Consider the following 20,601-nt stretch of genomic DNA (forward strand, 5'->3'; position numbering starts at 1 on the left):
TCATGCTGTGTTACCCACTCCCCCGCCCCGGCGCAACTGCCGCCACCGCATGGTCCGGCGGCGGACCAGCAGGGGTACGCGCAGTACCGGATAGAGCCAGAACAGACCGCGCGGCAGGGGCACCTGCGCGATGTCCTCTCCGGCAAGCGCCAGCCGCCGGAACACCGCGAGCCGCGCACGCCAGCCCGCCGCCACCAGCAGCTTCGCCAGCATCTCGGCCCAGCCGCGCCACGGCGTCGTCTCGAGCTCGCGCGCGCCCTCGCCCGCGCGGATGATCCGGCGCGCGATCCATAGCACCGCCGCGATCCTCAACCCGCGCGGCGGCACGAAGCCCGGCGGCGGCGCGAGTCCGAAAAGCTCCTGTGCCAGCAGGATCGCCGATCCCGCGGCGACACCCGCACCGGCTCGGCAGGCCGCGGCCCACAGCACCGTCCCGCCATCCGTACTGCCGTGGAGGAGCGCCGCAACATCGGCCAGCCACTTGAGCCGCGCCCACCCGTGGGCCGCGCCGTGGGTGCAGAGGTAGACAAACAGCACCTCCTCCCCCAGCACGCGGACCGGTCGCCCCGGTGCCGGAACCACCGTCGCCAGAGAGTCCTCCGGCGGCATCGAGGGCTCGGCCATCTCGTCCGAGAGGCGCCAGTGCAGCTCGACCACCTGCCCGCTTTCGGGATGGCGATGGAGCGAATCCTTCGCCGCCCGGCAGAAAAGAGCCAGCCGCGCGCCCCCGATCCGCGATGACGGCGTGATCTGCCGGAAGCCGACGCGCGCGAGCACCTCCCATGCCGTGCCGACATCTCCGGGCCGAACCAGCATATCGACATCCACCGCGCCCCGCAGAAGCGGCGATCCGAACACCTGCTGCGACAGCACCACGCCCTTGACCGGTACCGCAGGCACGCCGCGGCTCGCGAGCGCATCGACGAGATCGAGAGTGAAGCCCAGCTGTCGCAGCGCCCGGTGGCGCGCGCGCTCGGCCTGGCTTCGCAGCGGTTCGGGAACCGGCACTCCGGCCTCGGACAGCCGTGCGGCGACCAGAGCCGAAACCTGGTGCCTTCGTGCCACGCGCGCCAGCAGGGCCGGATCGACCGCAGCCGCATCGGGCAGGACGCGCGTGCCCGGAGCTAGGCACGCGCACACCAGATCGAGCGCAGCAGACCGCGCGCCGCGATGCGGCGGCTTGATCGCCCTGTCCGGTTCAGCCACGCTGATAGTCATGACGAATCAACCCGTAGCGGCCGCCGCTCCCCTGCGCCATGAGATGTTCGCGGCCGAAATCGGCACGGTCTTCACGATCCGCTTCACCGATGCGCAATTCGACCTCGTCCTGAGCGAGGCGACGCTGATGGAGCACCACAACCCGCTCGTCCACACCCGCGCGCCCTTCTCGCTGCTGTTCGTGTGTCCGGACCACCGGATCCTCGAACAGGGCAATTATGCGATCGATCACGAGCGGCTCGGCCGGATCGAGATCTTCATCGTGGCGGTCGCGGCGGACGCGGATGGCGTGCATTACGAGGCGGTGTTCAACTAGCCTGCGGCCACCTGCCGCGGCGGGAGCGGGATCTCCATCTCGATGTAGAAACCCCGCGGCTCGCCGACCTGGACGAAGCCGAGGCGATCGTACAGGCGGCGTGCGGGGTTGTAGCTTTCCACGAAGATGCTCAGCACCTTGCCCGCGGCAAGGGCATTGTCGGCAAGGCCACGCAGCATGGCGGCACCGAGCCCCGCGCCGCGCTCTGCCGGGTCGAGCAGGATGTCGACGATGTGCAGCATCGTCTCGCCCTCGCGCGTGTAGAGCCGCCCGATGGGCTCGCCATGGCGGGTGATCACGTCGAACGCGACATCGGCCAGCACATGGCGATAGTGCTGGCGCTGCGCGTTGAACTGCATGGCGACGAAGGCCTGCTTCTGCTCTTCCGCCCAGTCCGGCACCTGATCGAGCTCGCTCTGGCGGGTCGTCGCATAGAGCGCGACCAGGAAGGGGTCGTCCTCCTCGGTCTCGGGCCGCAGGCCGATGCCCTGCGCGACCAGCTCCGGCGGCATCCGGACGAGGGCGCTGCGCGTCACTGTGCCAGAACCCTGCCTGCGACCGTCGCGACCGTCAGTTGCGCGCCGGGAAGATCCCCGCCCAGGCGATGCAGAAATTGATCGCAAGGTAGGGCTGCATGTTCGCGTGCGGCTGATCGCCGGTGTTGGGCGAGATTGAGACCGGGTTGAAGGCCGTGTCGGGCGTCACCGGATCGATGTAGACATTGTTCGGCGCGGACAGCCCGATCAGTGCCTGCGGCGAGGGCGCCGGGACATTCTGCGGAGGGTTCGGCGGGTTCAGAGTGCCTGCGTTGAGCACATGGTTGTGCGACGGGATCTGGTCGACCGACAGCGTCGCCGTCGGGCTTCCGCCGGTCTGCCCGAGCGTCTGGGGCGTCCGGCCCGGGGCCGTCCCCGCACCGATCGGCGCGCGGCCCCGCAGATCGGGGATCTGGAACGTCGTCGATCCGTTGCCGCCGAAGCTGGTGCCGAGCAGCGAAAAGAGCGCCGAGTAGTTCTGGATCGGCAACGTGGAGCCGTCGCACTTGAGCCAGTATCTCGGATTGTAGTCGAAACCGAAGAGCCGGATTTCGCCAACGAAGGGTTCAGACATGATCGTCTCCTGACCTGGGCAAGACTAGTTACGGGAAGGGAAAAGGCCTTCGCACGCAATGATGTAGTTGATCGCCTGGGTCGGCATCATGTTGTCATGAGGGAGGCTGCCGCCAGTCATGCCGATGCTCTGCGGAGCCATCGGCGCAAGGTTCACGGCGCTCGTGCCCGGCACCACGTAGAGCGATGTGGCAACCCCCGTCTCGACGGGTGTCGCGAGCACCACCGTGTTGCCGGGGGCAGGCGAGGTTCCGGTCGCGCCGGTCGCGTTAAGAGCATGCTGGTGCGCCGGCATCGCCGCGGCATCGAGCGACACCTGTTCGACGCCGCCGGCCTCGCCCATGGCATAGTTCGACAGACCCGGTCCCTGCCCCTGGCTGATGGGAACGCGGGATCGCAGGTCGGGAACGGCGAAAGTCGTAATACCATCGCCCCCGTAGGTCGTGCCGATCAGGGCATAGAAGGCGTTGTAGTTGGCGATGCTCAGCTGGCGGCCATCGCAGAACACCCAGCCGCGCGGGGCATAGTTGCCCGCGAAGAGACGGATCTCGCCGATGATTGCATTAGACATTGCTGCTCCCCCTGAAAAATTGGCTTTCGAAGGCGCCGGGCCTCAGTTGCGTGACGGAAAGATGCCCGCAAGCGCGATGCAGTAATTGACTGCGAGATAGGGCTGCCGGTTCTCGTGCGGCTGGTTGCCGCCGGTGGGGCCGATCGCCGTGGGCGCGAGCGGGGTGAGCGCTCCGGGGGGCGCGTAGTACTCGGCATTGGTCGAGGTATCGGTGGCGAGCTGGCGTCCTGCCGGAATGCGCCGGGTGCCGACCTGCGAGCTGCCGGTGAGCGCATGGGTGTGTCCCGGTAGGTTCGCGGCCGTCAGGGTGACCGTCTCCGAACCGCCGGCCTGGCCCATCACGACCTGACCCGACTGGGCCGAGGCGCCAGCCCCGATCGGGACGCGGCCGCGCAGGTCGGGGAGCTTGAAGTTGTTGATCCCGTCACCCCCGAACGTCACGCCGAGCAGCGCGAACAGGGCCTGGTTCTGCTGGATGGTCTGGGTCTGGCCGTTGCACTGGGCCCAGCCTCTGGGAGGGAAATCGAACGAGAAAAGGCTGATCTGCCCGACAAAGCAATCCGACATGCGGCATCCCCCAAAAGCTGACCGGAGCGATCCGGCCAATTTCCCCTCTGCCGCCGATCGTTTCGGCCATGTGGCCCAACCTGCGACGACTCGAAGATACCAAGTATTATTTGAATCACCTAAGTAATTTTGCGGGAGAGCCCAAAACGAAGGCCAAAACCGGGCGCCGAAGGGGCTGCGTTAGCGCGTCCGCAGGCAACAATGTCCAAACCGGATGAGATTTCGCCCCCGTGCGACCCGGAAAAGCGTCGCGGATTGTTGTATTACAGTGACATATCGATTGCCAAGCAGCCTCCCGTATGGCAATGAGGCAACTGAAACGGAAAATGCATGTGCAATGGCGCTGCACCGCGTGTCGGGGACAGGATTATGGTCGGCCACATCAGCAAAAGTGATTCGGCGACACAAGCCGCAGGTCGTCCGGCGACCCGTGCCATCTGGGCCACCCCGCGTGTGATCGTGTCCGATCTGGGTGATGCACGCGCCAACACCATCATCCCGGGCGGTGATGGGTGTGATCCGGTTGCCGTCAGCTATTGTTACGGCTCCTGACGAGGCGCGTCATCAACGGCCGGTAAAGCGCCGTCTTGTAGTCCGCTACAAAGATCAAAAGGGAAGCCGGAATGTCCAGAAACAATCTTGAAGCAGGCGGCCTGATCTCTTTGAAGAGCGCGCCCGCCACCCGTGCGCCCTGGGTTTCGCCCCGCGTGATCGTATCCGATCTCGCCGATGCCCGCGCCAACACCATCATCCCCGGCGGTGATGGCAGCGTGCCGAGCTACGGTCCCTACGGGTCCTGACGCGGGCCCTGCCGATCATCCGGTAAACCCCCGCCGGCCGAGAACCGAGGAGACCCCGAAATGTCCGAAGGCAGTGTCCGGGCGAAGGTCGTGACCCTTTCAGGCAATGGCTGTGCCACCCGTGCGCCGTGGGTGACACCTCGGGTAATCCTATCCGATCTGGGCGACGCGAAGGCCAATGTTGACTTTGGCGGTGACGGAAGCGTGCCGAGCTACGGCCCTTACGGCTCCTGAGGCGGGCCGTTTCTCCGGTCAAACCAGTTCACGAAGCGCGCCACCACCAGCGCGTTCACCGCACCCATGGTCGCCACCGGCTCGCGCCATCCGCCCGCTCGTGATCCCGCCGCGCTGATCTGCGCGCGAAGCTTGCACATATCGACGTAACGCAGCGCCGGGCTATCCGCGCCGTCCCTCTCCAGCATCGCCAGCGCCGCAGGAACAGCCTGCGCGAACATCCCCTCCTGCCCGGGCCGCTCGGGCGTGTTGCCGGGCTTGCGGGCGATCAGGCTCGGCGGGAGGCAATCCGCCAGCGCCGTGCGCGCGAGCCAGCGCTCGCGCCCCTCGCGGAACTGGAGATGCTCCGGGATTGCCAGCGCAAACTCGACAACGCGGATATCGTGAAAGGGACGGGTGAAATCGAGCCCGTGCTGCGCCGCTATGGTCGTATGCACGGGCGGACCCGACAGCATCAGGTGCTGCATGTGCAACCAGCGTTCGCGCCAGCGCCGCCAGTTAACGCGAGGATGCCGCAACCGGCGCGGGTCGATCCCCCCACCCGCGATATGCCGCAGAGCAAAGTCGTCCCGCGCAAAGCGGCGCTGCCACAGCGGCACGCTGGCGTCGCGCCAGTCGAACAGCCCGCGGAGCAACCCCTGCGGGATCAGCGGCCGCAGCACATCTCCATAGAGGATCGCAGCATGGCTCCGCCCGGTGAAGGCCCGGCGCGCTCGCAGCTCGCGCCCGAAGCGACGGAGATTGCCGCGCAGCAGAATCCGTCCGAGCATTCCGGCATCGAGCATGTTGACGGTGTAGTCGCCGCCATGACCGTCCATCGCCAAGCGCGCGCCTTCGCGCCGCCCCAGAGCAAAGCCGGCGTCGCGGACGTAATCGAAGGCGAAGCACTCGCCGGTGCGCGCAAAGCCCTCCTCGAGACCAGTGACAAGCGTATCCGTCCCCCGCGCGACCGTGTGCAGCGCGAAGCCCTCGCGGCCCGCGAAAGCCTCGGCCAGCGCGCGCGAATCGCCTTGGGGGCTCTGCTCGCCCTCGTTGAGCACCGAGGTCACGGCCACCACCGCCTGCCCGCGCGCGGCCATGATCGGCGCGGCAATCGCGGCGATGGTGCCGCTGTCGAACCCGCCGCTGAACATTAGGCAGGGCGGCTTCTCCAGCCGCCTGACGCGGCACGCGATCGCCTCTTCGACCACCTTGCGGTAGGTTGAGAGATAATAGGCATCGTCCCGGCCGACATGTTCGGGTGCCGCGTGCGGCTCCCAGAACCGTCGCTCTCCCCCGCCGCCCGCATCATCGAACCACCGCAGCGTCCCGCCGGGCAGGATCGTTACGCCTTCGTAGAGCGTGACATCGGGATCGGGATCGACCGGCACCAGCAGCCTGCGTGCGATCCCGGCCTCGTTCAGCCGCTGCGGAACTTCGGGAAGCGCGAAAAGCGGCTTCACCTCGCTGGCGAAGGCCACGATCTGCTCGCCCGCATGCACGTAGAGCCCGCGCTGCCCCATGCCGTCGCGCGCCAGATAAAGCCGCTTGCGGCGATGATCGCGCAGAGCGATGGTGAAGTCGCCGATCAGGCGTTCAAGGCAAGCTTCGTCCCATTTGCGCCAAGCCGCGAGCAGCACGTCGCTGTCCGCCATGGCCGCCAACGCGTCGGCGGCAATCCCGCAATCGGCGGCAAGCGTCTCGCGGTTGTCGAGCCTGAGGTCGGCGACCAGCGTCACGCCCGTCGCGGGATCGTGGAGCGGTTGGGCTTCGAACCGGTCTTCCGCGGTCACCCGCATCAGGCAATGGCCGAGCCCCGCATTGTCGAGCGCCAGCACCCGGCGCCCGTCGGGCCCGCGATGCGCCAGCATAGCCGCCATCGCGTCCAGCGTGCGCTCCGCCACCGGCGCACCGTCGCGTCGGAGCACACCGAAGATCGCGCTCATGCAGGCTGTCCCGCGGAACCGCCCGGATCAGCCCGCCTGCACGGCATCGCGCGTGATCGCCTTGTGACGCTCGAGCTCGTCGAGGAAGGCGCCGACCTCGGTGCGGCACTGCACTTCTCCGACCTCGAATTCTTCGAGCAGCTGGGCGCAGATCGCGTCCTCGTCGGCGAGGGTGTCGAGCAGGTCCCAGATGCGCGCACCGGTCGTGTCGAGTCCGATATAGCTCCCCTGCGAGGCGCTCATCATCATCACCTCGTCACCCACGCGGGCGCAGAGCCAGTCACCTGATTTCCGGATCGCCATGTCGCGCTTTGCTCCTCTGTCTGGGGTCGGGTTGCACTATCGGCCGCCGGGGCTGCGTCAATCCGCGAAGGACCGCTGGATAGCCCGCAGCCGCTCGACAGCCGGAGCAAGATGCCGGTCGCTCGCGGCGATGACCGCTGCGGACGCACTGTCGCGCGGAGCGCGTTCGGCGGGATCGAAGGGCTTGCGGGGTTCCTTCGCATCGCGAACCAGCGCCGCCGCGATCGCATCCGTTTCGGCGGCATCGGGGACAATGCCGAAATGCGGCAGTATCCGCGCGGTGAAAGCATCGGGCAGTTCGGCATAGTCGATGAACAGGCCGCCGCCGAGCGCGGCGTGATCGGCCGCAAGGTGACACGTGGCCCCCAGTACGCGTGCGGTGAATTCGAGCCCCGGCAGCGCCGCAGGATCCTCGATCCCCAGCATCGCCGAATGGAGGCCCGGCAGGGCCTGCACGCCCGGCATGCGCTCGTGCGAGATCAGCACGTCGCGCGGGTCACGGTGGAGGAATATCCACGGCGTCTCCGGAAAGGCCGCGCGCAGCAGGGGCAGCGCGCCCGCATGCCAGCAATCGGCCTTGAGGAACCGTCGCCGCACTGGCCCGGTGCGCGGGGCTGCAAGAGCCGCGACCATGCCCCGCAGCAAGGCGATGCGGGTTGCCAGCGGAACATCCGGGCGCGCGACGCAGAACTGGAGCACCGCGTCGAACGGAGCGGGTTCGGACAGGACGACATGACCCGGCATCGCCGCAAGCGCCTGCGCCACCAGCGTCGAGCCGCAGCGCGACATGTGGAGCACCAGGCCGTCGAGCACCGGCTCCGCCGCAGCAGGGGCCTGATCCGCAAGCAGGCCGAGCGGCGTGCACCAGCGGTAGAGTTGCGAGACCGGGTGCTGGCGCGCGCGGCGCAGCGGATATTCGAAGAAAGGCTCGTCGAAGGGAGCGCTGCCGAAATGCGCCCAGTCGACCAGCATCTGCGTGCCGTCGCTGGCGATCCCGGAGGGAAGCCAGGCCGGCGACGGCGGAGCATCGGCTGTCACCTGCCGCGACTCGAAGCGGTCGAGACCCAGCGGATCGGGCCGGAGAGCATGCGCCAGCGCCTCTTCGCCAACCTCGATGTCCCGGCCTGCAGCATAGCGACACAGCGCCGCAACCGCCTCGGCCCGCGGAAGTTCGGCGATCCGGCCGAGCGTTTCGGGATCATCGAGCAGCGCGCTGCGCAAGGCGGCCAGCGCCGCCGGCTCCGGCATGGGCGGTTGATAGACCGAAGCGCTTGATCCATAATCCATTCCTGATCCTAACCCAAGGCTCTGGCGGAGAACAACTCCCGATCATGCATGCCGTCCCCGATCCGCTTCGCCACGCGCTCGCCGACCTGCCTGACCGGGTGCGCCTGCCGCTGGCCTTCGATGCGGCGCGGATGGCAGCGGAGGTCGCCAGCATTCCCGAAGGCGACTGGATCGCCCATTTCGTGCGCGACAATTACGAGGGCGGGTGGAGCATCCTGCCGCTGCGCTGCAAGCGCGGCGCGGTGCACCCAGTGATGATGGCGTTCTCCGATCCGGGCGCGACCGAATTCGAGGACACGCCGTGGCTGGCGCGCGCGCCCTATCTTGCCGAGGTGCTGTCGGCCTTTCCCTGTCCGCTCCAGTCGGTGCGGCTGATGCGGCTCGAACCGGGATCGCGGATCAAGCCGCATTCCGATCACGATCTCGATGCGGCCATTGGGCAGGCGCGGCTGCATGTGCCGGTCACGTCCAATCCCGACGTCGCCTTCTGGCTCAACGCGACGCAGGTGGTGATGCAGCCGGGGGAGGCATGGTATCTGCGGCTGTCGGACACACACAGCATCGACAACAAGGGTCAGAGCACGCGGGTGCATCTGGTGATCGATTGCACGGTCGACGCAGCGCTCGCCGCGATGCTGGAGGCCGCAGCTCAGCGGTAGAAGCAACCGATTTCGACGATACCGGGCGGCAGCGGGTAGCCGGTCACGCCAACACCCGCCACGGTCAGCCATGCATGGGTCTCGGCCCTCCCGCGCTGGCCCGGCTCCGCGCCCATATGCATGATCGGGGCGAGGCCATCGGTGAGCGCAAGCGAATGCGCGGCGAGGGCTCGGGTGAGGCAAGCGCATTCGAACGGGAACCGCCGCGCGGCTGCCGCAATCGCCCAGCGAATGTCGCGCGCACGGGCCGTCTCCTCCGGCCTCGCGGGCTCCTCTGCGCCGTCCGGACGCGGCGGCTGCATTGTCCCCAGCCCGGTGGCGATGCGCGGAAAGGGCAGGAACCTGACCTTGAGCGCCGCCACGCACAGCGCCGCCAACGCCTGCAACAGCAGCCGGCGCCGCGCCGGTTCGAGCGATCGCCACCGTCCGAGCACGGTCATGCCTCGTCATCCAGATAGCCGAACCGGCGCATCATCGGGCTGTGGTCGGCTTCGATCTTGGCCCGAAGTTCCACGCTCAGTTCCTCGCGCCACCCGCCGCTGCGCCCGCTGCGGAAGAAGCGTCCCGTGGCCATCCTGACCGGCCCTTCGCGAAAGCCGCTCTCCGCTTCCTGCGCCTGCAACCGCTCGAACGCCGAAAGCTCGGCCGCGCGGGCGAGCCGTGCCGGATCGGCCGGGGCTCCCAAAGCAGTCAGCAGCGCACCGAGCGCAGCGGGAGCATCGGCTTGCAGATCCTCGTAGCGCACGAGATGGACCGGCACGTCACTCTGGTCGAGCCAGCTCGCGTGAAACCCGCTCCAGCCCAAGAGCTGCTGGCGCAGCTGGAGCGGTTGGCGGTCCGCCCTTGAAGCGAGCGCGCTGCGGGGATCGCCCATCAACGCCGCAGCCTCATCGAGCGAGCTGTTGTTGTGGTTGGCGAGCGAGGCGACCACGTCGCGCGGGTCGCGCACGATCAGCATGGCGGCACGGGCCGCAGCCCGCCCGCCGAGCAGCGGCTCGCCAGTGGTGGTGCGGGTCCAGGCATCGTGGGTCTTGACCAGCCGCCATGCGCGGAGCGGATCATCGCCCCTGTCAGGCCCTGCCTCATCGTTCTCCGTAGGGTCCGCAGCACCGGCGGCGATATGGCGATAGAGCGCCGGGCGCATCCGGTCGCTCTCCTCGGCGGTGAGCAGACCCGATGCGATCAGGCTCGCCTCGTCGAACCACTGGCGGCTGCTGGCGAGCGCCCTTGCGGTGCCGATCGCGTTGATGCCGCAGGGTTCACCGGTGGCGGCAAGGTTGGCGAGCAGCAGCCGCAGCCAGGTGTTGCCGCTCTTGGGGAATGACGCGAGCCAGACGATGGGCTTCAAGCCACACCCTCCGCCAGGCCGATCTCTTCCCAGTGCGCGGCAAGCGCGGCAATGGTCTCGTCCATCGCATCGAACGCCATCGGGCGCACCAGCCGGAAAACGCCCCCTGCACGCATCACGCCCGCCGCCGCCTGAAGATAGAGCCCCGCCTGACCGAGCCGCTCGACCATCGCGGGGCGATAGGCATTCAGGCGCACCGCTATGGCCGCATCGGCGAGGTTGAGCGCGGAAATGGCGACACGCTCCCCCCGCACCAGTTCGGGCGTTCGCGCCTCGCCGAGGATATAGATCGCGGCGAGCGGAAGTGCGGCGTGGCTGCCGCTCGTGGGCTGGACGAAGAACTTGCGCAGCGCGGTGCGGATCGGCGGGCCGCTGCGTTCGGCCAAATCGAGCTTGGCGATGGCCTGCTCCCACAGCTTGTGGGCGCGCCCGTCGGGGTGGACCAGCACCTCCCCGCCCTCGATGCCGGAGAGCACGCACTGGTCATCGGCGATATGGCCATACCCCCGCGCGCCCAGCGCCGCGGCGAGGGTGGATTTGCCCGCACCCGAAGGTCCGCAGAACAGGACCGCCCTCCCCCCGACCGCGATGGCGCTGGCGTGCATGATGCAGCGCTGCTGCAAGTGGATCAGCAGGCCGAAGCCGCTGCCGAAGACGAAGATCGCCGCGTCCGCAGGGGTGGTGCTCTCCTCGCACTGCCATGTGATCGCATGGCCGCCATCGATCAGCATGCGCACGATGCCCGGGACTCGCAGCAGAATGCGGTCCGCCGCCATCTGCCAGTTGGCCCCGGTGTGGGTGGCCCCTTCGAGCGTGAGCGGCACGTCGCCCGCGCAGATGCGGACATCGGGCGGCGCGGGGCCGGGATCGGCGTCGATCAGGCCGGGCATGGCGAGATCGCTGGCGACCCGCAGCCCCGACAAGATGTAGTGAAACATCGCCTCTCCCCGACCCTTTTCCTGCCCCGTCGCTACCGCGCCGCAGCCCCTTCGTCCAGCACATGGCTTGGAAATGTAACGCCATTCCGGCGGGTTCGTCCCGCAAGCCCTCCGCGGATGACAGCGCGTCAGCGGCAAGCGCCTTCGTCATTCGCCCCTCCCCGCTTGACCCGCCCCGCCCACTCGCGGCAAGGCTGGAGGCGACTCCCGCCGTCCGGCGATCAAGCGAGGTCTTTCATGCGCAATACACTCCGGGGCCTGTGGCTCGTCATGGTCGCGGCCCTCGCCGGGGCGGCTGCTCCAGCATCGGCGCAATCCTTTGCCGAAGGGACGTTCGACCCCGCGATCCCGACGCTCACGGCCACGGTCGGCCATGCGCCGGGCGCGCGCATCACCTCGCCCGACCAGACCTATGCCTACCTCAAGGCCCTCGCCGCCGCCGCGCCCGAGCGGACGAAACTGGTGCAGTATGCCACCAGCTGGGAGGGGCGGCCGCTCTATTACCTCGTGCTCTCCGCGCCTGCGAACATGGCGAAGCTCGATGCCATCAAGGCCGATATGGCCACCATCGCCGCAGGCCGCGCGGGCAACGGCACCGCGCTGCCGGTGACGTGGCTGCAATACGGCGTCCACGGCAACGAGATTTCCTCGACCGATGCCGCGCTGATGACCGCCTATCACCTGCTCGCCGCCAAGGACGATCCGCGGGCGGCCAAGATCATGGCCAACACCATTGTCGTCCTCGACCCGATGCAGAACCCCGACGGGCGCGCGCGCTTCCTCAACAACTTCCTCGCCTCGACCGGGATCACGCCCGATGCCGACCGTCAGGCCGCCGAACATGACGAGCCCTGGCCGAGCGGGCGCGTGAACCATTACATGTTCGATCTGAACCGCGACTGGTTCACCCTCTCGCAGCCCGAAACGCGCGGCAAGGTCGCCGCGATCCGGCAGTGGAACCCGGTGGTGGTGGTCGACCTCCACGAGATGGGCGGGGACGAGACCTACTTCTTCTCGCCCGCCGCGCAGCCCTTCAGCCCCAATCTCACGCCGGCGCAGATCCGCGCCTACGAGCTGATCGGCCGCTACAACGCCGCCGCCTTCGACGCGCGCGGCGAGCCCTATTTCACCCGCGAGGTCTATGACCTGTTCTACCCGGGCTATGGCGACACGTGGAACGCGCATCAGGGCGCGATCGGGAGCACCTACGAGCAGGGCTCGGCCCGCGGCCTCGTGTTCAAACGCCGCGACGGGACCGAACTGACCTATGCCGACACCGTCGCCAACCACTTCTCGGCAAGCCTCGCCACGGCGAGCGCGGTGGCGGACAATCCGGCCAAATTCCTCTCCGACTTCGCCGCCTATCGCGCAGGCAACGCGTCCGGTGCGGCGGGCAAGGGGTCCTATGTGATCGACCTCGGCAAGCGCCGCTGGAATGCCGAACGGCTCGGTCGCCGTCTCGCCGCGCAGGGCATCACCGTGCTTCGCCGCGAAGGCAGCGCGAGCGTCTGCGGCAAGTCCTATCCGGCCGGCTACCTCGCCGTCCCGCAGGCCCAGCCCGCCGCGCGCCTGATTCGCAGCCTGCTCGACCGCGACACGCCACTGCCGGCCGATTTCCTTGCCGAACAGGAACGCCGCCGTTCGGTCGATCTGCCGCACGAGCTCTACGACGTGACCGCCTGGGCGGTGGGACCGATGGCGGGCGTGGATGTGAGCCTTTGCAACGCAGCCGTCACCGGCGATGCGATGGCCGCCGACCTGCCGATTGCCGCCAAGACCGGCGGCAGCGGCGCCTTTGCGATCGCCGTGCCGTGGACCGACAGCGGGCAGGCGCGGCTCGTCACCCTTGCCCTTCGCGAGGGGATCGAGGGGCGCGTCACCGACAAGGCCTTCACCACCGGCGGCCGCACCTTCCCGCGCGGCACCGTGGTCTTCCCCGCGGGCAGCAACACGCCCGAGAAGATGGCGCGCCTGAGCGAAATCGCCCGCGAGATCGGGGCCGAAATCGCTGCGCTCGAAAGCGGATGGGTCGACAGCGGGCCGAACCTCGGCAGCGAGCATTTCGTGCGCCTCACCCTGCCGCGCGTTGCGGTGGCGTGGGATGACGGGGTCTCGCAGCTTTCGGCGGGCGCGCTGCGCTACGTGCTGGAACAGCGCATCGGTCTGCCGGTGACCCCGATCCGCACCGCCCGCCTCGCCCGCGCCGACCTCAGCGAATATGACGTGGTGCTGGTGCCCGAGGGCGATCCCTCGGCGCAGCTCGGCGAAGGCGGCCAGCGCGCGCTGCGCAGCTTCGTCCAGCGCGGCGGGGTGCTGGTCGCGGTCGGCGACAGCCTCGAGACCTTCAGCAGCGGCGACAATCCGCTCCTTGCGGTCAAGCGCGAGGCGGCGCTGGGCCGCGATCCGGCCGATGCCAAGGACGGCAAGGGCGACATTGCGGAGGGCGTTGCGATCACAAGTGACGCCGAATATCGCGAGGCGATCAAGGATCCCGCCGCCCTCCCCGACACGCTCCCCGGCGCGCTCCTCAACGTGGTGGCAGAGCAGGACACCTTCCTCTCCGCCGGCTATGACGACGGCGCGGTGGTGCTGGCGACGGGGACGCAGATCTTCACCCCGCTCGGGCGCGACAAGGGTGTCAACGCGATCCGCTTCGCCGCACCCGGCAATCTCGTCGCCAGCGGCTATGTGTGGGACGAGAACCGGCGGCAGATGGCTTACAAGCCCTATCTGATGGCGCAGCAGCAGGGCCGCGGGCTGGTTATCGGCTTCGCGCACGATCCTTCGACCCGCGCCTTCCTCGAAGGGCTCGACCTGATGATCGCCAACGCGGTGCTGGTCGCGCCGTCGCGGGTGCGGTGATACTGTCCTAGCGAATTGACACGCGTTGTGTCATGCTGGCTGGCATGACGCTGTTCCACGCGCTTGTCGTGCTTCATGTCGCCACCGGCGCGGTGGGGCTGACGGCGTTCTGGGGCCCGATCGTCACGAAGAAAGGCGCGCAGACACACCGCAAGTGGGGCCGCGCGGCGTGTTACGGCTTCCTCGGGGCGGGTTCGCTGGCGATCGCGATGGCTTTCCTGTCGCTCTACGGCTCCGAATTCCGCCACCCCGAGATCACGGACCGCGCGCTGTTCGACGGGCTGTTCGGGTGGATGATGCTCTATCTCGGCACGCTCACCATCGGCTTTGTCGACTATGGCCTTGCCGTGGTGAAGCACAGCCGCGACCGCCGTGCGCTACGCGCCGCTCGCTATCAGGCGGTGATCGCGGCGGTGATCGCTACAGGGGCGTGGTGCGGGTTCTATGGCTGGAAGGTCGGCCACCCGCTTATGATGCTGGTCGCCTTCATCGGCATCGTCGCCATGATGATCCAGCAGCGCTACATCTGGCGGGATAGCGATCCCGTGAGGGGGACCCACGTCGGCGAGCATTTCCGCGCCCTGATCGGCATGGGCATCTCGGCCTACACGGCTTTCCTTTCCGTGGGCCTCATCCGCCTCGTCCCCGAGCACGTGTTCAACCCCGCGATCTGGGCAGGGCCGAGTGTGATCGGGGTCAGCCTGATCCTCTACTTCACCGTGAGGGGGAAGAAAGCCGCCGCGCCGAAGCCCTCAGGCGCGCGCCCACATCCGCAATAGATTGGCGATCGTCTTGTCGAGCGTCAGCAGCTCGGCCGACTGGGCGGGAAGCTGGGCGCGCAGCGCGGCGCGCAGGTTTTCGAGGTCGAACAGCATCTCGCGCCGGGCGGCATCGGGGACGAGGCTTTCGATCCAGCCCACACACACGATCCGCTCCCCGCGCGTCACCGGCCGCACCTCGTGGACGCTGCCCGAGGGGTAGAGGATCAGGTGCCCGGGCTCGCCCTTGACCTCTTGCCGCATCCCTGCCGCATCGATCACCAGTTCGCCGCCGTCGTAATCGGCAGGTGGCGTCAGGAAAAGCGTGAAGGACAGATCGGTGCGCAGCCGCTTGTCGCCCCGCCCCATCAGCGGATTGTCGACATGGGGGCCATATTGCCCGCCGATTCCGGTCTTGCTGATCAGCAGCGGCGAGAAGCGGCGCGGCTGCGCAGCGGCGCGGATCACGGGGTGATCGGCGAGGATGCCGGTGATCTCGTCCTGAAGGCTGCGGCCCGCCGTGGAATCCATCGCCGCCTGCTCGTTGCGCTTCACTTGCCGCGCCACCGCGCCCGCCGTCTCGCGACCGTCGCGCCACTGGAGCAGCGCGATCCGCTCGGCGATGGCGGCAAGGCGGTCGGCCTCGGGGATGGCGTGGATGGCGAGGATCATCGCCACGGCTTTAGCGGCGCAGGATGCCTTCCGCCAGCAGACGGTTGACCCCGGCAGCAACATCGTCCGGCCCGAAGCCCGGGGCGCTGCCCCACACCACGTAGCGCAGGCCGACGAAGACGTTCATCCCCATCAGCGCCCAGGCCTCCAGCTCGCCGAGCCCATCCCGGAACTCGCCTGCCGTCGCGCCGCTGCGAAGGCGGTCGGCGATACGGGCGGCGATTGTCTCGTAATGTTCGCGATAGCTTGCCGGATCGACGAATTCGGCCTCGTCGATGATGCGGTAGATTTCCTTGTGTTCGGCCGCGAAGCGCAGGAACGCCGCGAGCGCCGCGCGTTCGATCTCGAGCGCGCCCATACCTTCGCTGAGCGCCGAGCGCGCAGAGGTGCGCACCTTCTCGCTCATGTCGGCGACGAGCGCACGGAACAGCGCGTCCTTGCTGTCGAAATAGGTGTAGAAGCTGCCCAGCGCCATCCCGGCGCGGCGCGTTATCGAGCTCACCGACGCCTCGTGGAAGCCCTTCTCGCCAAATTCCTCGGCCGCCGCATCGAGCAGCTTGCGCAGCGTCTTGCGCCCGCGCTCGGTGCGCGGCGTCTTGGCGTCGACCGCCGCCTCCTCGGCGATTGGTGCCGCAGCTTCGCGAGTGTTGCCCATCTGCCTCTCCCTCGCCGCTTTCGGTAGGCCGCGCAAGAGGGGCGCACAAGTCTAAACTTGAAAGGTGGTTCAACTTTCAATAAACGTGATCCCATAAGAGGGCCAGGAGAGGAAACTTCCCGATGAACACGAAGCTTTGCACCCGCGCGCTGCTGCTTGCCGGCGCCGCCGGACTTGCCGCCTATGCCGCGCCCGCGATGGCGCAGGACAGCGCCGAAGATGTCGCCGCACAGGCCGCCGATGCCGCCGCCGCCGAAGAGGCCGGCGACAACGTGATCTACGTCACCGCCCGCCGCCGCGAGGAAAAGCTGATCGACGTGCCGCTGTCGGTCACCGCGATCTCGGGCGAGGCGCTGGCCAAGCAGGGCGTGCAGGATATAGTCGCGGTCGCCCAGCAGGTGCCCAACATCACCCTCGAAGTCAGCCGCGGCACCAACACCACCCTCACCGCCTTCATCCGCGGCGTCGGCCAGCAGGATCCGGTCGCGGGCTTCGAGGCGGGTGTCGGCCTCTATGTCGACGATGTCTACCTCAACCGCCCGCAGGCCGCCGTGCTCGATGTCTATGATGTCGAGCGGATCGAAGTGCTGCGCGGGCCGCAGGGCACGCTCTACGGGCGCAACACCATCGGCGGCGCGATCAAGTACGTCACCGCCCCGCTGCCCGACGACCTCAGCGTCAAGATCCGCGGCACCTATGGCTCCTATGACCAGGCCGACCTGATCGTCACCGCCTCGACCCCGATCGGCGACAGCCTCAAGATCGGTGCGAGCGGCGCACGCCTGTCGCGCGGCGGCTTCGGCAAGAACCTGACGCTCGGCACCGAGAATTACAACAAGGACGTCTGGGCCGCGCGCGGCACCATCGAGTTCGAGAGCGGCATCGTGAAGGCGCGGCTTTCGGGCGACTACGTCAAGGACAATTCCGAAGCCCGCCAGGGCCACCGCTTCATCCCCGGTCTGCGCAGCGGCGCACCGGTGCTGGCCGACGTGTTCGACACCCGCGCAGGTCTCAACATCGTCGACCAGGAAGTCGAGGCCTATGGCGGCGCGCTGAATGTCGCGATCGAGCTCAGCGACACGCTGACCTTCAAGTCGATCACCGGCTACCGCGAGGACAGCTCCACCACCCCGATCGATTTCGACAGCCTTCCTGCGGTCGATCTCGACGTGCCGGCGATCTACGAGAACGACCAGTTCAGCCAGGAACTGCAGCTGCTCTACGAAGGCGACAAGCTTTCGGGCGTGCTCGGCTTCTACTATCTCGACGCCAATGCTTTCACCGCCTTTGATGTGGCGCTGTTCACCACGGTGAACGGCCTCGCCGCGCAGACGCTGGGCGATGTCAACACCAAGACCTGGTCGGTGTTCGGCGACTTCACCTATGACCTCACCGACACGCTCAGCGTCTCGGTCGGCGGGCGCTACACCAACGACAAGCGCACCAGCCGGATCCTGCGCACCACCTTCGTGGGCGGGTTCTCCAACCTGTTCGGCGGGACCGGTGTCGCGGCCGCGGTAACCAGCAACTTCAACGGCAGCGCGACCTTCAAGGACTTCAACCCGCGCGCCTCGATCAGCTGGCAGCCCAATGCCGATCACAACCTCTATTTCACCTACTCGCAGGGCTTCAAGGGCGGCGGCTTCGACCCGCGCGGCCAGACCACCGCGTGCCGCAATCCGCGCGGCGGAGCCTGTACCCCGGCCGAGGTGTTCGACTTCATGGCCTTCGATCCGGAGACGGTCGACAGCTACGAGCTGGGCTGGAAGGCCTCGCTGCTCGACAACCGCCTTAACATCAGCATCGCGGGCTTCCTCGGGCAGTACAAGAACGTCCAGATCCCCGGCTCGGTCGGCTTCGACGCCAATGGTGACGGGGTGAACGAGAGCTTCATCGGCATCACCTCGAACGCTGCCTCGGCTGACGTCAACGGGATCGAGTTCGAAGGCAATGCGCTCGTCGGCAAGGACTTTGCAGGCGACGGCAGCCGCTTCACGGTCAACTGGTCGCTCGGCGTGCTCGATGCCAAGTTCAACACCTTCATCGACAATTTCGGCCGTGACGTGGCGAGCCAGCGGGTGTTCCAGAATACCCCCGATGTGACCGCGCACATGGGCTTCGACATGGGTCTGCCGGTGGCAAGCGGGATCGTCGATTTCATCGGCACCGCCGCCCTGCGCTCCGACGCGAGCCAGTTCGAAGTGCCCAACCCGTTCCTCGACCAGGATGGCTTCGTGCTGGTCGATGCGAGCGTGGTCTACACCTCGGACGATGGCCGCTATTCGATCGGCGTCCACGGCAAGAACCTGTTCGACAAGCGCTACGTCGTCGCCGGCTACAACTTCGTGGCAGGCGGTGTGGGCGGCGCACCGTTCATCCCGACGCTGGGCCGCGAAGGCACGCTGACCGGCTTCTACGGCGATCCCCGCCGCGTGTTCGTCACCGCGCAGGTCAATTTCTGACGCGCTGATCTCCCCAGAGGGGGCGGCGGCCTCTCGACTTATCGCCGCCCCTTCTTCCCGGGTTCAGTCGTCCGTCTGGGCCGCGACCGGAACCGGCGCAGGGGGCGTCGGCTTGCGGTAGGCCTGGGGCTCCTTGCGATCGAGGACGCGCTTGGCGACATAGCCGCCCGCCGCCAGCGCGATCATGCCGGCGATGCTCAGCCGCCCCAGCACCCACGGCACCGCCGCGCCGAGCGCCGCTCCGGTCGCGCCGCCCACAGCGGGCGAGTTCTTGGCAAGCTTGGCGCCGATCGCGGCGCCGATGATCTTCTTCAGCATAGGCTGTCTCCTTCCCGCAGCCCTACCTTGCGAGGGCCCGCGAGGTTCCATCGCACCCCGCTGCGATACGCGCCCAAGCCCTCTTTCCTTGGGCAGCCCAAGCGGGCATAGGCCGCTGCCATGCACGACATTCGCCTGATCCGAGAGAATCCCGAAGCCTTCGATCGCGGCCTCGCCCGGCGCGGGCTGGAGCCGCTGGCCGCGCAGCTGATCGCATTGGACGAGGAGCGCCGCGCGGCGGTGACCGAGGTGCAGGTCGCGCAAAGCCGCCGCAACGAGGCTTCGAAACTGATCGGCGCGGCGATGGCCAAGAGTGACCGCGAGGGCGCGGAAGCGATCAAGGCCGAGGTGGCTGCGCTCAAGGACGCGATGCCCGCGATGGAAGCCCGCGCCGAGGAGCTGGCGGGCAAGCTCAAGGCGATGCTCGAGATCATCCCCAACCTGCCGGGCGAGGACGTTCCCGACGGCGGCGGCGAGGAAGACAACCGGATCGAAAAGGAATGGGGCGAAAAGCGCGCCTTCGATTTCACTCCCCGCGAACACGCCGACATCGCCCCCGCCCTCGGCATGGATTTCGAGACCGGCGCAAGGCTCTCGGGCGCGCGCTTCACCTTCCTGCGCGGGGGGATGGCCCGCCTCCACCGCGCGCTCGGCCAGTTCATGCTGGATGTTCAGACCGGCGAGCACGGCTATGCGGAGTGCAACCCGCCGGTGCTGGTGGGCGACGATGCCATGTATGGCACCGACAAGCTGCCGAAGTTTGCCGAGGACAGCTTCGAGACAGACCTATTGCCTAGCGTTCTCGACATCATCAGATTTAAGCAAGCGGCCTTAGACGAATACATCGCTGAAGGTCTGTTCCCTGAGGAAGCAGACATAACCGATCCTGTGATTTGGCATGGCCTTCCTGATCCACAGACCCGCCGCTGGCTAATCCCCACCAGCGAAGTCTCCCTCACCGCCAGCGTCATGGGCGAGCTGCTCGACGAGGCAGCGCTGCCGATGCGCCTCACCGCGCTCACCCTGTGCTTCCGTTCCGAAGCGGGCGCCGCGGGGCGCGACACGCGGGGGTTCATCCGCCAGCACCAGTTCGAGAAGTGCGAGCTCGTCAGCATCGTGCGCCCCGAGGACTCCGAGGCCGAACACCAGCGCATGGTCCGCGCCGCCGAGACCATCCTCGAGCGCCTCGCCCTCCCCTACCGCAAGATGCTGCTGTGCACCGGCGACATGGGCTTCGGCGCGCGCAAGACCTACGACCTCGAGGTCTGGCTCCCGGGGCAAGGCGCCTTCCGCGAGATCAGCTCCTGCTCGAACACCGGCGACTTCCAGGCCCGCCGCATGAACACCCGCTACCGGGTCGCGGGCGAGAAGCGCACCGAGTTCGTCCACACCCTCAACGGCTCCGGCCTCGCCGTCGGCCGCACGCTGGTCGCGGTGATCGAGAACTACCAGAACGCCGACGGCAGCGTGAGGGTGCCCGAGGCGCTTCGCCCCTACATGGGCGGGCTCGAGGTCATCGCGCCCCAATAATCCACCCCGTCATCCTGAACTTGTTTCAGGATCCATCGTGCCTCAAACGATGTGCGGCGACCAAACAAC

General features: G+C 67.8%; 22 protein-coding genes. 8 read left to right on the top strand and 14 right to left on the bottom strand.

Features of this window, described 5'->3' with window-relative positions; all coding sequences use genetic code 11:
• Positions 1–1,218, bottom strand: coding sequence for a nucleotidyltransferase domain-containing protein (locus BZF57_RS08975; RefSeq protein ID WP_086736890.1), 1,218 nt, complete (start codon positions 1,216–1,218; stop codon positions 1–3).
• Between BZF57_RS08975 and BZF57_RS08980 the strand changes: the two genes are divergently transcribed.
• Entirely contained in the window at positions 1,217–1,534 is a 318-nt protein-coding gene (locus BZF57_RS08980; RefSeq protein WP_143738434.1) for a DUF6916 family protein, read from the top strand. The two genes, BZF57_RS08975 and BZF57_RS08980, sit on opposite strands and share 2 nt — an antisense overlap.
• On the opposite strand, the gene BZF57_RS08985 is transcribed toward BZF57_RS08980, so the two are convergent.
• Genes BZF57_RS08985 through BZF57_RS09000 form a run of 4 tightly spaced genes read right to left on the bottom strand, consistent with a single transcriptional unit; the run spans position 1,531 to position 3,781 of the window.
• A complete protein-coding gene (locus BZF57_RS08985; RefSeq protein ID WP_206073230.1) occupies positions 1,531–2,070 on the bottom strand; it encodes a GNAT family N-acetyltransferase in 540 nt (179 codons plus the stop codon). The two genes, BZF57_RS08980 and BZF57_RS08985, sit on opposite strands and share 4 nt — an antisense overlap.
• Positions 2,071–2,104: 34 nt before the next feature.
• Positions 2,105–2,644, bottom strand: a complete 540-nt coding sequence (locus tag BZF57_RS08990; RefSeq protein ID WP_086736894.1) for a phage tail protein — start codon at positions 2,642–2,644, stop codon at positions 2,105–2,107.
• A gap of 24 nt (positions 2,645–2,668) precedes the next feature.
• Entirely contained in the window at positions 2,669–3,214 is a 546-nt protein-coding gene (locus BZF57_RS08995) for a phage tail protein (RefSeq protein WP_086736896.1), read from the bottom strand.
• Positions 3,215–3,256: 42 nt separating this feature from the next.
• On the bottom strand, positions 3,257–3,781 hold the full coding sequence (locus BZF57_RS09000) for a phage tail protein (protein WP_086736898.1): 525 nt from the start codon (positions 3,779–3,781) through the stop codon (positions 3,257–3,259).
• A gap of 369 nt (positions 3,782–4,150) precedes the next feature.
• Here BZF57_RS09000 and BZF57_RS20615 point away from each other — a divergent pair, with 369 nt between their 5' ends.
• Together BZF57_RS20615 and BZF57_RS21095 are read left to right on the top strand one after the other, a co-directional pair.
• The gene (locus tag BZF57_RS20615; RefSeq protein ID WP_143738436.1) at positions 4,151–4,333 is read left to right on the top strand and encodes a hypothetical protein; all 183 of its coding nucleotides are present in this window, start codon (positions 4,151–4,153) and stop codon (positions 4,331–4,333) included.
• A gap of 71 nt (positions 4,334–4,404) precedes the next feature.
• Positions 4,405–4,581 (top strand): hypothetical protein, encoded by a 177-nt coding sequence (locus tag BZF57_RS21095; RefSeq protein WP_156076245.1) that lies wholly within the window; start codon positions 4,405–4,407, stop codon positions 4,579–4,581.
• A gap of 221 nt (positions 4,582–4,802) precedes the next feature.
• Here BZF57_RS21095 and BZF57_RS09005 read toward each other — a convergent pair whose 3' ends face one another.
• The 3 genes from BZF57_RS09005 to BZF57_RS09015 are packed head-to-tail and all read right to left on the bottom strand — an operon-like array spanning position 4,803 to position 8,330.
• Complete coding sequence (locus BZF57_RS09005; protein ID WP_086736900.1) at positions 4,803–6,740, bottom strand: asparagine synthetase B family protein; 1,938 nt, start codon at positions 6,738–6,740, stop codon at positions 4,803–4,805.
• Positions 6,741–6,767: 27 nt separating this feature from the next.
• Positions 6,768–7,043 carry a PqqD family protein gene (locus BZF57_RS09010; RefSeq protein WP_086736902.1) on the bottom strand — a complete coding sequence of 92 codons (276 nt, stop codon included), beginning with the start codon at positions 7,041–7,043 and terminating at the stop codon, positions 6,768–6,770.
• 57 nt (positions 7,044–7,100) lie between these two features.
• Positions 7,101–8,330, bottom strand: a complete 1,230-nt coding sequence (locus tag BZF57_RS09015; protein ID WP_162290972.1) for a sulfotransferase family protein — start codon at positions 8,328–8,330, stop codon at positions 7,101–7,103.
• Between the two features lie 44 nt (positions 8,331–8,374).
• On the opposite strand from BZF57_RS09015, the gene BZF57_RS09020 reads away from it, so the two are divergent.
• The gene (locus tag BZF57_RS09020) at positions 8,375–8,989 is read left to right on the top strand and encodes an aspartyl/asparaginyl beta-hydroxylase domain-containing protein (RefSeq protein ID WP_086736906.1); all 615 of its coding nucleotides are present in this window, start codon (positions 8,375–8,377) and stop codon (positions 8,987–8,989) included.
• Here BZF57_RS09020 and BZF57_RS09025 read toward each other — a convergent pair.
• From BZF57_RS09025 to BZF57_RS21215, 3 genes are read right to left on the bottom strand one after another with little or no spacing between them, the layout of a single operon-like run.
• A complete protein-coding gene (locus BZF57_RS09025) occupies positions 8,980–9,429 on the bottom strand; it encodes a lasso peptide biosynthesis B2 protein (RefSeq protein WP_086736908.1) in 450 nt (149 codons plus the stop codon). The two genes, BZF57_RS09020 and BZF57_RS09025, sit on opposite strands and share 10 nt — an antisense overlap.
• The gene (locus BZF57_RS09030) at positions 9,426–10,337 is read right to left on the bottom strand and encodes a sulfotransferase domain-containing protein (RefSeq protein ID WP_162290973.1); all 912 of its coding nucleotides are present in this window, start codon (positions 10,335–10,337) and stop codon (positions 9,426–9,428) included. Before BZF57_RS09030 ends, BZF57_RS09025 begins: the two co-directional genes overlap by 4 nt.
• Complete coding sequence (locus tag BZF57_RS21215; protein ID WP_162290974.1) at positions 10,334–11,275, bottom strand: hypothetical protein; 942 nt, start codon at positions 11,273–11,275, stop codon at positions 10,334–10,336. Before BZF57_RS21215 ends, BZF57_RS09030 begins: the two co-directional genes overlap by 4 nt.
• Positions 11,276–11,512: 237 nt before the next feature.
• On the opposite strand from BZF57_RS21215, the gene BZF57_RS09035 reads away from it, so the two are divergent.
• Positions 11,513–14,137, top strand: a complete 2,625-nt coding sequence (locus BZF57_RS09035) for a M14 family metallopeptidase (protein ID WP_086736910.1) — start codon at positions 11,513–11,515, stop codon at positions 14,135–14,137.
• Positions 14,138–14,169: 32 nt separating this feature from the next.
• On the top strand, positions 14,170–14,916 hold the full coding sequence (locus BZF57_RS09040) for a hypothetical protein (RefSeq protein ID WP_086736912.1): 747 nt from the start codon (positions 14,170–14,172) through the stop codon (positions 14,914–14,916).
• Here the strand turns inward: BZF57_RS09040 and BZF57_RS09045 are convergent.
• Complete coding sequence (locus tag BZF57_RS09045) at positions 14,890–15,567, bottom strand: Fe2+-dependent dioxygenase (protein WP_086736914.1); 678 nt, start codon at positions 15,565–15,567, stop codon at positions 14,890–14,892. The two genes, BZF57_RS09040 and BZF57_RS09045, sit on opposite strands and share 27 nt — an antisense overlap.
• A 10-nt stretch (positions 15,568–15,577) precedes the next feature.
• Positions 15,578–16,222, bottom strand: coding sequence for a TetR/AcrR family transcriptional regulator (locus BZF57_RS09050; protein ID WP_086736916.1), 645 nt, complete (start codon positions 16,220–16,222; stop codon positions 15,578–15,580).
• A gap of 122 nt (positions 16,223–16,344) precedes the next feature.
• Here BZF57_RS09050 and BZF57_RS09055 point away from each other — a divergent pair, with 122 nt between their 5' ends.
• Positions 16,345–18,684: a TonB-dependent receptor gene (locus BZF57_RS09055; RefSeq protein WP_086736918.1), complete on the top strand. Its 2,340-nt coding sequence runs from the start codon at positions 16,345–16,347 to the stop codon at positions 18,682–18,684.
• Positions 18,685–18,747: 63 nt separating this feature from the next.
• On the opposite strand, the gene BZF57_RS09060 is transcribed toward BZF57_RS09055, so the two are convergent.
• Entirely contained in the window at positions 18,748–19,002 is a 255-nt protein-coding gene (locus tag BZF57_RS09060; protein WP_086736920.1) for a hypothetical protein, read from the bottom strand.
• 120 nt (positions 19,003–19,122) lie between these two features.
• Here BZF57_RS09060 and serS point away from each other — a divergent pair, with 120 nt between their 5' ends.
• Positions 19,123–20,532, top strand: coding sequence for a serine--tRNA ligase (gene serS / locus BZF57_RS09065; RefSeq protein WP_086736922.1), 1,410 nt, complete (start codon positions 19,123–19,125; stop codon positions 20,530–20,532).
• The last annotated feature ends 69 nt before the right edge of the window (positions 20,533–20,601 follow it).

The organism is Erythrobacter colymbi (assembly GCF_002155685.1).
GTDB classification, from domain to species: Bacteria; Pseudomonadota; Alphaproteobacteria; order Sphingomonadales; family Sphingomonadaceae; genus Erythrobacter; species Erythrobacter colymbi.